Below are 12,240 nucleotides of genomic sequence, written 5' to 3' on the forward strand. Positions count from 1 at the left end.
GCCATGACCGAACCGCGGCGGACCCGGCGCAGGCCGGTGAGGACCACCGGCACCCTGCCCCCCGAGGGCTCGTCGGCCGCGCTCGGGCGCGACCACGCGCTGCCGGTGCGGCAGTGGCCGATAACGGTGGTCCTGCTGGTGGTCGGCGCCGGTCTCGCGATCACCTGGTTCGCCGACTTCCAGGACGGCTTCAAGTACGGGCTGCTGGTCGTCGGCGGCGGGGTGCTGCTCGGCGCGCTGCTGCGGCTGGTGCTGCCGGAGGTCGGCATGCTGGCGGTCCGCAGCCGGTTCACCGACGTGATCGTGCTGACCTTCCTCGGCGTGTCGATCGTGCTGCTGACCCTGATGGCCCAGCCCAACCCGTGGCTGGAGTTCCCGCTGCTGGACAACATCGGCCAGCTGATCGGCCGCCCGCGCCGCTAGCGCACCGCCGCCCGCAGCGCCGTCCGGCCGGTCGTGCACGGCCCCCGCCCGACGTCCGGGCGGGGGCCGTCATCGTCTGTGACCAACCAGTCACGACCTCGCCCGAGGCGTACGCTTCCCTTTGCGATACCCTGACGCCGGTTCTCTCGATGTCGAGAGACCGTCCGCGGCTCCGGCGCGCCGAACGTGCCTGGGGCACCTGGCGATTTGCTGGAGAAGGTAGAAATGACCCGCACCCCCGTCAACGTCACCGTCACCGGAGCCGCCGGCCAGATCGGCTACGCGCTGCTCTTCCGCATCGCCTCGGGCCACCTGCTCGGTGCCGACGTCCCGGTGAACCTGCGCCTCCTGGAGATCCCGCAGGGCCTCAAGGCCGCCGAGGGCACCGCCATGGAGCTCGTCGACTGCGCGTTCCCGCTGCTGCGCGACATCACCATCACCGACCAGCCGAACGTGGCCTTCGACGGCGCCAACGTCGCGCTGCTGGTCGGCGCCCGTCCGCGCACCGCCGGCATGGAGCGCGGCGACCTGCTGTCGGCCAACGGCGGCATCTTCGGCCCGCAGGGCAAGGCCATCAACGCCCACGCCGCGGACGACATCAAGGTCCTGGTCGTCGGCAACCCGGCCAACACCAACGCCCTGATCGCCCAGCGCAACGCCCCGGACGTCCCGGCCGAGCGCTTCACCGCGATGACCCGCCTGGACCACAACCGCGCCGTCGGCCAGCTCTCCGCCAAGACCGGCGCCCTGGTCTCCGACATCAAGCGCGTCACCATCTGGGGCAACCACTCCGCCACCCAGTACCCGGACATCTTCCAGGCCGAGATCGCCGGCAAGCCGGCCTTCGAGGCCGTCGGCAGCGACCAGGCCTGGCTGGAGAACGACTTCATCCCGACCGTCGCCAAGCGCGGCGCCGCCATCATCGACGCCCGCGGCGCCTCCTCGGCCGCCTCGGCCGCCAACGCCGCCATCGACCACGTCCACACCTGGGTCAACGGCACCGCCGAGGGCGACTGGACCTCCATGGGCGTCGTCTCCGACGGCTCCTACGGCGTCCCGGCCGGCCTGATCTCCTCCTTCCCGGTCACCACCAAGGACGGCAGGTTCGAGATCGTCCAGGGCCTGGAGATCTCCGACTTCTCCCGCGCCCGCATCGACGCCTCGGTCAAGGAGCTGACCGAGGAGCGCGACGCGGTCCAGGAGCTCGGCCTCATCTGAGCCACCGCGCCCCCGGCGCCCCGCGACGGCCCGTCGTTCCCTCCCCGGGGACGGCGGGCCGTCGCCCTACACTCCCGCTGTGAACGAAACCTTCGAGGACGCCGCGCTCGTCCTCGTCTTCATCGTCCTGGGCGGCCTGTTCAACGTCGCCGAGATCTCGCTGATCTCGCTGCGCGAGGGCCAGATCCGGACGCTGGAGGCCCGCGGCACCCGGCGGGCGGCCCGGGCCGCGCACCTCGCGGCCGACCCCAACCGCTTCCTGGCGGCCGTCCAGGTCGGTGTCACCTGCATGGGGTTCCTCTCCGCGGCCTTCGGCGCCGACACGCTGGCCGGCAAGGTCGCCCCGCTGTTCGTACGGGCCGGGCTCTCCGAGGGCGTCGCCGACGCCACCGCGCTGGTCGGCCTCACCCTGGTGATCAGCTACGTCTCGCTGGTGCTCGGCGAACTCACCCCCAAGCGGATCGGCCTCCAGCGGGCCGACTCCATCGCCGTGCTGGCCGCGCCGGTGGTCGACGTCATGTCGGTGGTGCTGCGCCCGGCGATCTGGCTGCTCGGGCGCTCCACCGATCTGATGGTCCGGCTGTTCGGCGGCGACCCGGCCGCCGGGCGCGGTTCGATGAGCTCCGAGGAACTCCGCGGCCTGGTCGCCGCGAACACCGAACTCGGCAGCGACCAGCGGACGTTGATCGCCGATGTGTTCGCCGCCGGGGAGCGCCAGCTGCGCGAGGTGATGGTCCCGCGCACCGAGGTGACCTTCCTGGACGCCGAGCGCCCGCTCGCCGAGGTCCGCGCCCAGGCGGACTCCTCGCCGCACTCCCGCTATCCGGTGATCGAGGGCAGCTACGACGCGGTGACCGGCTTCGTGCACGTCCGCGACCTGTACGGCGCGCGCGGCGAACGCGCGGTCAAGGTCCGCGACCTCGCCCGCCCGGTCAAGCTGCTGCCCGGCACCAAACGGGTGCTGGAGGCGATGGGCGAGATGCGCCGCGAGGGCCACCACCTGGCGATCGTGGCCGACGAGTACGGCGGCACCGCCGGCATCGTCACCCTGGAGGACCTCGTGGAGGAGGTGATCGGCGAGATCCGCGACGAGTACGACACGCCCGAGCCCGTCCCCACCCGGCGGCTGGCCGGCGGCGGCATGGAGCTCGACGGCCTGCTCAACCTGGCCGACTTCGCCGAGGAGACCGGCGTCACCCTCCCCGAGGGGCCGTACGAGACGGTGGCCGGCTGCCTGGTTGCCGCGCTCGGCCGGCTGCCCGCCGACGGCGACCGGGTGCGGATCCCGGCCGGCCCCGGCGAGGAGGTGCTGCTGACGGTGGCCAAGCTGGAGGGCAGACGGATCGCCCGGGTCGGGGTGAGTGCGGTCACACTGGCCGGGCCGCCGGGGCCGGAGGTTTCCTGACCGGTCGGTGGAGCTGGAACAATGGCCCGCATGGTCAACGCAGCGGTCACTGGTCCGGTCAAGGACCGTCCCCGGGTGCTCTCCGGCATCCAGCCCACCTCCGGCTCGTTCCACCTCGGCAACTACCTGGGCGCGGTGCGCCAGTGGGTCGACCTGCAGAAGGAGAACGACGCCTTCTACATGGTCGTCGACCTGCACGCGATCACGATCGAGCAGGATCCGGCGACGCTGCGCCAGAACACCCGGGTCTCCGCCGCCCAGCTGCTCGGCGCGGGCCTGGAGCCGGAGCACTGCACCCTGTTCGTCCAGTCGCACGTGCCCGAGCACGCGCAGCTGGGCTGGGTGATGAACTGCCTCACCGGCTTCGGCGAGGCCTCCCGGATGACCCAGTTCAAGGACAAGTCGGCCAAGCAGGGCGCCGCCGGGACCTCGGTGGGCCTGTTCACCTACCCGATCCTCCAGGTGGCCGACATCCTGCTGTACCAGGCGGACGCCGTCCCGGTGGGCGAGGACCAGCGCCAGCACGTGGAGCTCACCCGCGACCTCGCGGAGCGCTTCAACACCCGCTACAGCCCGACCTTCACGGTCCCGAAGCCGTACATCCTCAAGGAGACGGCCAAGATCCAGGACCTCCAGGACCCGGCGATCAAGATGAGCAAGTCGGCGTCCTCCACCAAGGGCCTGGTGAGCCTGCTCGACGAGCCGAAGGCCAGCGCCAAGAAGTTCCGCAGCGCCGTCACCGACACCGGCACCGTGGTCTCCTACGACGAGCAGGAGAAGGCCGGCGTCTCCAACCTGCTGCGGATCCACTCCGCCCTCAGCGGGCAGTCGATCGAGCAGCTGGTGGCGCACTTCGAGGGCAAGATGTACGGGGCCCTGAAGACCGAACTGGCCGACCTGTTCACCGAGTGGGTGACGCCGTTCCAGGAGCGCACCCGGGCCTTCCTGGACGACCCGGCCGAGCTGGACCGCGTCCTCGCGCTGGGCGCCGAGAAGGCCCGCGCGGTGGCGTCCGAGACGCTGGCCCAGGTGTACGACCGGATCGGCTTCCTCCCGGCCGCCAAGCGGTGACTCCGCTGACGCGCCTGCCCGGTGGTGAGGGTCTCCCGGAGACCCTCACCATCGGCGTGTCCGTCAGCGTCCCGGATCCGTACGGCACCGCGATCCAGGACGCGCGGGCCGGGCACGGCGATCCGCTGGCCCGGTCGATACCCACGCACGTCACGCTGCTGCCGCCCACCGACGTGCCCGCCGAGGCGCTGCCGAAGATCGAGGAGCACCTGGCGGCGGTGGCCGCCGCGCACCGGCCGTTCCGGATGGTGCTGCGCGGCAGCGGCAGCTTCCGCCCGGTCTCCCCCGTGGTGTTCGTCCGGGTCGAGGAGGGCGAGCAGGAGTGCCGGCTGCTGGAGGCGGACATCCGCTCCGGCCCGCTGGCCCGGGAGCTGGCCTTCCCGTACCACCCGCACGTGACGGTGGCGCACGGTCTCACGGACGACGTGCTGGACCAGGCCCTCGAACAGGCCCGGTCCTTCCACGCGGCCTTCACGGTGCCCGGCTTCGGGCTGTCCCGGTTCGACGCCGACGAGGTCTGGCGCCCCTGGCGGGTCTACGGCTTCGGCTGACCCGCGCGCCCGGCGGGACCGCCGAGCTCCAGCATCCGGTCGACCACCCGGCGGGCGGCGCCGCCGTCGTCCAGCGCGCAGTGCACCTCCTGGAAGCGCCGGTAGCGCTCGGCGTACCCGGCGGGCACGGCGCCCCCGGTGTCGGCGAGTGCGCGCAGCGCCGCGACCAGCGCGGCCGAGTCCTCCAGCAGCGGGCCGGGGGCCTGCGCCTCGAAGTCGAAGGCGAAGCCCCGCAGGGTGTCCCGGTAGTGCGCCAGGTCGTAGGTGAAGAACAGCACCGGGCGGCCGGTGATGGCGAAGTCGAAGAGGATCGACGAGTAGTCGGTCACCAGCACGTCGGCGATCAGCAGCAGCTCCTGCACGTCCGGGTAGTCGGCGCAGTCCACCGCGAAGCCGTCCCCGGTGCCGGTCAGCGGCTCGCGGACGTGCGCGTGCGGGCGCAGCAGCAGGACGTGGTCGTCGCCGAGCGCCTGCCGGGCCCGGTCGAGGTCCAGCCGCAGGTCGAGCCGGAAGCCGTCGCCGTCCGGGCGCGGCCGGTCCTCCCGCCAGGTCGGCGCGTAGAGCACCACCCGGCGGCCCTCGGGGATGCCGAGCCGCTCGCGGACGGCGGCCGCCCGCCGCCGGTCGGGGCGGGCCAGCGCGTCGTTGCGCGGGTAGCCGGACTCCAGGATCTCGCCGCGGTAGCGGAAGGCCCGGCGCAGGATCGGGGTGGCGAAGGGGCTGGGGGAGAGCAGCAGGCTCCAGTGCGGGGTCTCCCGGTCGAGGGCGGCGAGGTAGCCGTGGTCGGCGAGCCAGGTGTTCTCGACGTCGTGGGCGATCCGCTTGAGCAGGGCGCCGTGCCAGGTCTGGACGACGACCTGGCCGGGGCGGCGCCGCAGGAAGTCCGGGAAGTGGGTGTTGCCGACGAGGTAGCGGCTGGTGGCCAGCGCCCGGTACCACTCGGGGCTCCAGACCCGGACCGCGCGGACCCCGGGCGGCAGCTCGGCCTGGGCGTCGTCGACCACCCACAGGTGCTCCAACGGCGTGCCGCGGCGGGCGAGTTCGGCGTGCACGGCGCGCGGTGAGTCGGCGTAGCCGCGGCCGCCGAACACGTCGTACAGCACGGCCTCGCGCAGCGGCTCGCGGCGGGCGGCGGGGTAGCCGGCGGTGCGCTGGCGGGCCTGCGTCCAGGCGCTGCGCTCGGTGGCGCTGAGGACGGGCGTGGAGTCCAGCAGCAGGGTGTCGTGCCAGCGGCGCTCCAGCACGATCCGCTTGCCGCCGGCCTGGGTGGCGGCGGGCAGCGCGGCCAGGACGGCGGGCGCGGCGGTCAGCGGCCGGGCCGGGCCGGTTCCGCCGACCGGGTGCAGGGCGGCCTCCCACAGGCCCTTGCGCAGCGGCAGCGCGGTGCCGTCGGAGCCGGTGCGGGTGACCGGCAGCCGGACCGTGAACCGCGCGTCGGGGCCGAGCTCGACCGGGTGGCGGACCTCGGTGCCGCTGCCGCTGTGCCGCAGCACGAGTTCCAGCGGGCCGGGGGCGGGGCAGTGGCCGGAGAGTTCGAAGCCGCCGGGCCGGGCGGCGAGCCGCTCGACCCAGCCGGCGGCGGGCCGCACGCACAGCTGGAGCCGGCCGTCGGCGAGGTGCTTGAGGTGCAGCACCCGGTCCTCGGCGCCGGGCAGCGGGTGCTGACCGGCGATCGGACCGCCGCGCTCGTCCAGGACGAGCTGCTCGACCGCGCCGTCGGGGTCGACCAGGTCGGCGTCCCAGTGCTCCAGCTCGCCGGTGCCGCGGCCCTCCGCGGTGAACAGCGCGTACGGCAGGCGCACGGTGACGGTCCGTCCGGTGCGGTGGGCGGGCTCGGTGAGGACGGTGGCGCTCTCGCGGTGGCGCAGCCGCAGCACGGTGCGGGCCTGGCCGGGGTCGGCGGTGGTGAGGTGCAGGCCGATCCCGTCGGGGCCGGGCTCGGCCCCGTCGAGGCGGACGGCGGGGCGTTCGAGCCGCAGGACGAGCCGGCCGTCGGCGAAGTGCGGCTGGAGGCGGACGTCGTGGTCCACCCAGCGCGCGGGCGGGTACTCGCCGGAGCCGCACCAGTAGGGGGCGAGGCCGCCGTACTGGCGGCGCAGCCGGGTGGGGCGGCCGAGGGTGAACAGGGTGGCCTCCACGCTCCAGTCGCCGAGCAGCCAGCCGTCGGCGCCGCGCAGCCGGCGGGGTTCGACCAGGGCGGTGAAGCCGGCCCAGTCGTGGTTGTGCTCGGGCTGGGCGCTGTCGTCGGTGATCTCGGGGAAGCGGCGGGGCCGGGTGGGGACGTGGACGGGCTCGTCCTGGTGGTGGCGGCGCAGGGTGAGCCAGGTCCAGGCGGAGCCGGGGTGGGCGGTGGGCCGGTCGTCGGGGCGGGCGAAGCCGGTGAGTTCGAGGCCGCGGCCGCTCCAGCGGGCGCGCAGCAGCCCGAGGGAGGCGTTCTCCTCCTCGCTCGGCAGCGGGGCGCCGAAGCGGGCGTCGCCGAAGCGCGGCGCGGCGTGCGGGAGGACGAAGCGGGTGAGGACAGCCATTTCCACGAACCTTTCTCGGCGAGAATTTCCATCTCACCCGGAAAAGCATCCGAGGTCAATTTGGGAATGGCGTTGTAATTAGCTGAAAAGTTCCTCCGGGAAACGCGAGTTCGAAATTCCGGAATATCGTGCGAGGCCGGTCCGGAAAACGCCGGAGGCGCCCGGCGCGGTGTTCGCGTCGGGCGCCTCCGGTGCCGGCGGGGCCGGTCAGGCCTCGCGGCTCAGCATCGCGTCCACGGCCCGGGCGGCGGCGTGGCCGTCGTCCAGGTCGCAGTACTTCGCGCGGAACGCCGCGTACTTCCCGGCGTACTCGGAGGTGATCCGGTCCACCTGGCCGAGCGCCGTGACCAGCTCCTCGGAGGTGGCCAGCAGCGGGCCGGGCGCCTCCGCCTCGAAGTCCAGCGAGAAGCCGCGCAGGTTGTCGCGGTAGTGCGCCAGGTCGTAGGTGAAGAACAGCATCGGCTTGCCGGTCGCGGCGAAGTCGAAGGTCGACGCCGCGTAGTCGGTCACCAGGACGTCGGCGACCAGCAGCAGCTCGGCCATGTCCGGGTAGCTGCTGACGTCCCAGACGTAGCCGTTGCCGGCCTCGGCGATCTGCTCGCGGACGTTGGCGTGCCGGCGGACCAGCAGCACCTGGTCGTCGGCGAGCGCGGCCCGCGCCGCCTCCAGGTCCAGCTGGAGGTTCAGCTGGTAGCCGCCGTAGTGGCGGCGCCGGTCCTCGCGCCAGGTCGGCGCGTACAGCACGACCTTCTTGCCCTCGGGCAGGCCGAGCCGCTCGCGCACCCGCTCCGCGGTCTTCTCCTTGTCGGCGGAGAAGAACAGGTCGTTGCGCGGCAGGCCGCTCTCCAGGATCTCGCCCTTGAAGTCGAAGGCCCGGCGCAGCACCGGGGCCGCCCAGGTGCTGCCGGCCAGCAGGATGCTCCAGTTCGGAACCTCCTTGGCGAGGCCCTTCAGGTAGTGCGCGTCGGTGAACCAGACCTTCTCGAAGTCGTGGCCGACCTGCTTCAGCGGCGAGCCGTGCCAGGTCTGCAGGACGATCTGGCCGGGCCGGCGGACGAAGAAGTCCGGCAGGTGCGCGCTGGTGACGACGTACTTCGCGGTGGCCAGCGCCTCGAACCACTCCGGGCTCCAGAGCCGGACGGCGCCCGCCGACTGCGGCAGGTCCGCCTGGAGGTCGTCGGTGCCCCACAGGTGCTCCAGCGGCAGGCCGCGGCGCACCAGCTCCTCGTGGATCGCCCGCGGCGAGTCCGCGTAGAGACCGCCGAGCGCGACGTTGTAGAGCACGGTGTCGCGCAGCGGCAGCCGGCGGGCGGCCGGGTAGTCGACCGTCCGCAGCTGGCGCTGGCGCCAGCCGCTGCGCTCCTCCGGAAGCAGTATGTTCTCCGCCTCCAGCTGCAGGCCGTCGTGGTGGCGGCGCTCCAGCACGATCCGCTTGCCGCGGGCCTCCACCTCCAGCGGCAGCGCGTTCCAGCACGTCGGCGAGATCAGCGCGTAGGAGGCCATGTCCGGGTGGAAGGTGGCGCCGACCGGGCGGAAGGAGATGTTCCAGCCGCCCTGGGCCAGCGGCACGTTGCCCGCGAAGGACGCGGTCGGCACGGCGGGCAGCGCGGTGCGGAACCGGCCGTCGGAGATCTCCACCGGGTAGACGTGCTGCTCCTCGCCCCAGTGGTGGCGGACCACCAGCTCCCAGAGGTGGGTGCCGGGCAGCGGGAAGGTGCCGCTGAGCAGGAAGCCGTCCGCGCCGCGCGCGGTGACCTCGTGCACGATCGGCTGCAGCAGCTGGTCCAGGAACTGCAGGTAGCCGCCCGGGGAGGGCTTGGTGTACAGGGCGCGCCGCTGCTCGGGCGCGGCGTCCGCGTTGAGCACCAGGTTGAGCTGCTCCGGGGCGTTGCGGTCGTCCCAGGCGAGCGAGGTGGTGGTGCCGTCGGCCAGCACCAGGGTGGTGTCCCAGCGGTCGCGGGCGCGCTCCTCGGCGATCGGGTCCAGCTCGGCCCAGCCCTCGCGGACCTCGGTCAGCTCGGCGACCGGGAAGGAGACGCGGAACTGCTGCAGGCTGCCGACCGGGGCGTCCGCGGACACCGGGAAGAACAGCTCGCGCTCGGACTCCACATGGGTGAGCCGCAGCTTGGCGCCGGCCAGCCGGACGCCGGAGCGGGCCGCGCCGGCCACCTCGACGGTGCCGTCCTGCGCGGTGAGCCCGGTCACCCGGACCCGCACGTTCTCCACCCGCAGGTAGACGCTGCCGTCGCGGACGAACGGCACGATCCGCACGTCCGGCTCGACCCAGTGCGAGGGCAGGTAGAGCGCGGTGTCCGCCCAGCCGGCCCAGATCCGGCCCTTGTAGACGCCGCCCTTGCCGGCGCCGGCGACCAGGACGCGCCAGTTGCCGTCCTTCCACTGGCCGCGGTGCTTGAGCTTCTCCGGGTCGACGGCGACGGTGAAGCCGGCCCAGTCGCAGTTGTAGAGGTCGTGGTGGTTGGTGGCGGTGGCCTCGGGGCTGTACTGGGTCTTCATCGGCACCGCGATGACCCGGCGGCCCTTGGCCTCGCGCAGCACCAGCGTGCGGACCATGTCGTGCTTGTTGGCCGCGCCCAGCTGCTCCGGGTACGCGTGGCCGGTCAGCCGCAGCCGGCCGCCCTCCCAGCGCGACTCGTAGAGCCGGCTGCGGATGACGGTGGAGTTGCGCAGGCTGAGCAGGCCCGGCGGCACGCTCTTGCGGCCGCCGCGCAGGAACGGGTAGTCGGCGTACGGGCGCAGCAGGCCCTTGGCGACGACGCCGCCGTTGCTCTCGCCCTCGTACTTGATCTGCTCGACGAACTCGTCGATCCGGCCCTGCAGGGTCAGGTGGTACTTCAGGCGCAGCGGCGCGCGCAGCTTCTTGACCTGCTCCGGGCCGATCGCGCGCAGCAGCCGGCTGACGCAGCGGATGTAGGCGTCCCGGTACTCCTTGTCGCCGTCGACGACGGACCAGAAGAACATCGGGATCTCTTCGACGAGGGTGTTCTCGTCGTAGGACTTCAGGTACTCCGCGAAGCGCGGCTCGGTCTGCTTCTTCAGCCAGCCGCGGACCAGCTCGACCGAGGTGACGCGGTCGATCAGGCCCTTGGGGTTGGTGCGCATCTGGGTGATCGACATCTCGCCGACCTCGCGCTCGCGCCAGTGGTAGATCGGCTCGGAGAGCACGTCCACGCTCTTGGCGAGGTAGTGGTGCGGCACGCTGACCGGGGCGTCCTCGTACAGGATGCCCTCGGGGTAGAGGATGCCGGCCGCGTCGAAGAACGAGCGGCGGTACACCTTGTTCCACGCCGTGCGGTCGGTGACCAGCGACGGGATCTCGGTGATGTGCGTCTTGAGCACGGTCTTGGCGAACGGACGGCTGTGGCCGCCGGACTGGTAGTAGCCGATCGCGCGGAACCGCAGCACGTTGCCGGTCGCGAAGTCCGAGCCGGTCTCGTCCAGCGTGTTGATCATCAGCTCGTACGCGCTGGGCGGCATCGAGTCGTCGCTGTCGACGAAGCAGAGGAACTCGGCGTCCGGGTCGATGTGCCGGATGCCGGTGTTGCGGGCCGCGCCGAGGCCCTTGTTGACCTGGCGCACCAGCCGGAAGCGGGAGTCCTTGGCGGCGTACGCCTCGGCGAGTGCGGCGCTGTTGTCCTTCGAACCGTCGTCGACCATGACGCACTCGAAGTCCGTGAACGTCTGGGCGGCGATCGAGTCGAGGCACTCCACGAGGTAGCGCTCGACGTTGTAGATCGGGACGACGATGGAGAGGCGGGGAGCCATCGGCTACGCAGGCCTTTCTCGGGAAGGAGCGTGGCAGCCCGTTCGGGGTCTGACCGCACTTTGATCGGTGCGTACGTGCCCGTCGATCCTACCGTCCGGCCCGCGGACCCCCGGGGCCCCCGGTCGTCCCTCCCCACTACCCTGGGGCCCATGCCCCGCTTCAGTGTGATCGTCCCGGTATACGGCGTCGAGGAGTACCTCCCCGAGTGCCTCGCCTCGGTGCTCGGCCAGGACGGCCCGGACTTCGAGCTGATCGCGGTGGACGACCGCTCCCCGGACGGCTGCGGCGCCCTGCTCGACGAGGCCGCCGCCCGTGACGCCCGGGTGCGGGTGCTGCACCTGGAGGAGAACGTCGGCCTCGGCCGGGCCCGCAACGCCGGCCTGGAGGCCGCCACCGGCGACTACGTGCTCTTCCTGGACAGCGACGACACCCTGACACCCGGTCTGCTCGCGGCGGTGGACGACCGGCTCGCGGCCGGCGGCGACCCGGACGTCCTGGTCTACGACTACGCCCGCACCTACGCCGACGGCCGGATCGTGCGGGCCGCCTCCGCGAAGGTCTTCGGCGCCCCCTCCCGGGACGTCTTCGGCCTCGCCGACCGCCCCGATCTGCTCGAACTGCTCCAGGTGGTCTGGAACAAGGCCTACCGCCGCGACTTCGTCACCGCCCAGGGCCTCACCTTCCCGGCCGGCTACTACGAGGACACCCCCTGGACGTACCCGGCGCTGCTCGCCGCCCGGAGCATCACCCTGCTCGACCGGGTCGGCGTCCACTACCGCCAGCGCCAGGAGGGCGGCAACATCCTGGCCACCGCGAGCCGCAAGCACTTCGACGTCTTCGGCCAGTACGACCTGGTCTTCGCGTTCCTGGACGGCCGCCCCGACCTGGAGCGCTGGCGCCCGGTGGTCTACGGCCGGATGCTGCACCACCTCAACACCGTGGTCTCCCGGCCGGGCCGGGTCCCGCCCGGCGACCGCCGGGAGTTCTTCCGCCGTGCCGCCGAGCACTGCGCCCGGCTGCGGCCGTCCGGCTACCGGCCGTCCGGCGGGGTGGCGGGGCTGCGCACCGAACTGCTCGGCCACGGCCGGTACACCGCCTACCAGGCGGTCCGGGCGCTGGCCCGGGCCCGGCGGCTGGTCCGCCGCCCCTGAGGGGCCGCCGCCCCTGAGGGGCCGCCGGCCCTGAGGGTCCGCCGCCCCTGAGGGGCCGCCGGCCCCGGCCGAGCCTGACGGCTGTTCGGGGGATACGCGGGTATAACCGGAC

The 12,240-nt window shown here is 72.9% G+C and carries 8 protein-coding genes; 6 read left to right on the forward strand and 2 right to left on the reverse strand.

The window, feature by feature from the left end:
* Positions 1 to 3 precede the first annotated feature (3 nt).
* The 5 genes from ACF1AK_RS16030 (at position 4) to ACF1AK_RS16050 (ending at position 4,668) form a co-directional block, all read left to right on the forward strand.
* On the forward strand, positions 4 to 423 hold the full coding sequence (locus ACF1AK_RS16030) for a DUF3017 domain-containing protein (RefSeq protein WP_380298462.1): 420 nt from the start codon (positions 4 to 6) through the stop codon (positions 421 to 423).
* Positions 424 to 648: 225 nt separating this feature from the next.
* The gene (locus ACF1AK_RS16035) at positions 649 to 1,641 is read left to right on the forward strand and encodes a malate dehydrogenase (protein ID WP_391499361.1); all 993 of its coding nucleotides are present in this window, start codon (positions 649 to 651) and stop codon (positions 1,639 to 1,641) included.
* 79 nt (positions 1,642 to 1,720) lie between these two features.
* Entirely contained in the window at positions 1,721 to 3,046 is a 1,326-nt protein-coding gene (locus tag ACF1AK_RS16040; protein ID WP_391499362.1) for a hemolysin family protein, read from the forward strand.
* A gap of 30 nt (positions 3,047 to 3,076) precedes the next feature.
* Positions 3,077 to 4,117 (forward strand): tryptophan--tRNA ligase, encoded by a 1,041-nt coding sequence (gene trpS / locus ACF1AK_RS16045; RefSeq protein WP_391499363.1) that lies wholly within the window; start codon positions 3,077 to 3,079, stop codon positions 4,115 to 4,117.
* Positions 4,118 to 4,173: 56 nt separating this feature from the next.
* Positions 4,174 to 4,668: a 2'-5' RNA ligase family protein gene (locus ACF1AK_RS16050; RefSeq protein WP_391499364.1), complete on the forward strand. Its 495-nt coding sequence runs from the start codon at positions 4,174 to 4,176 to the stop codon at positions 4,666 to 4,668.
* On the opposite strand, the gene ACF1AK_RS16055 is transcribed toward ACF1AK_RS16050, so the two are convergent.
* A complete protein-coding gene (locus ACF1AK_RS16055) occupies positions 4,653 to 7,193 on the reverse strand; it encodes a CDP-glycerol glycerophosphotransferase family protein (RefSeq protein ID WP_391499365.1) in 2,541 nt (846 codons plus the stop codon). The two genes, ACF1AK_RS16050 and ACF1AK_RS16055, sit on opposite strands and share 16 nt — an antisense overlap.
* 207 nt (positions 7,194 to 7,400) lie before the next feature.
* A complete protein-coding gene (locus ACF1AK_RS16060) occupies positions 7,401 to 10,976 on the reverse strand; it encodes a CDP-glycerol glycerophosphotransferase family protein (RefSeq protein ID WP_391499366.1) in 3,576 nt (1,191 codons plus the stop codon).
* A 150-nt stretch (positions 10,977 to 11,126) separates the two neighbouring features.
* Here ACF1AK_RS16060 and ACF1AK_RS16065 point away from each other — a divergent pair, with 150 nt between their 5' ends.
* Positions 11,127 to 12,128, forward strand: coding sequence for a glycosyltransferase family 2 protein (locus ACF1AK_RS16065; protein WP_391499367.1), 1,002 nt, complete (start codon positions 11,127 to 11,129; stop codon positions 12,126 to 12,128).
* Positions 12,129 to 12,240 lie beyond the last annotated feature (112 nt).

It is taken from the genome of Kitasatospora sp. NPDC015120 (genome assembly GCF_043080305.1).
GTDB lineage: Bacteria > Actinomycetota > Actinomycetes > Streptomycetales > Streptomycetaceae > Kitasatospora.

Bases quoted from the DNA above. Each gene is read 5' to 3' on its own strand.
- ACF1AK_RS16030 (WP_380298462.1), top strand. From the start codon at position 4: ATGACCGAACCGCGGCGGACCCGGCGCAGGCCGGTGAGGACCACCGGC.
- ACF1AK_RS16035 (WP_391499361.1), top strand. From the start codon at position 649: ATGACCCGCACCCCCGTCAACGTCACCGTCACCGGAGCCGCCGGCCAG.
- trpS (WP_391499363.1), top strand. From the start codon at position 3,077: ATGGTCAACGCAGCGGTCACTGGTCCGGTCAAGGACCGTCCCCGGGTG.
- ACF1AK_RS16055 (WP_391499365.1), bottom strand. From the start codon at position 7,193: ATGGCTGTCCTCACCCGCTTCGTCCTCCCGCACGCCGCGCCGCGCTTC.
- ACF1AK_RS16060 (WP_391499366.1), bottom strand. From the start codon at position 10,976: ATGGCTCCCCGCCTCTCCATCGTCGTCCCGATCTACAACGTCGAGCGC.
- ACF1AK_RS16065 (WP_391499367.1), top strand. From the start codon at position 11,127: ATGCCCCGCTTCAGTGTGATCGTCCCGGTATACGGCGTCGAGGAGTAC.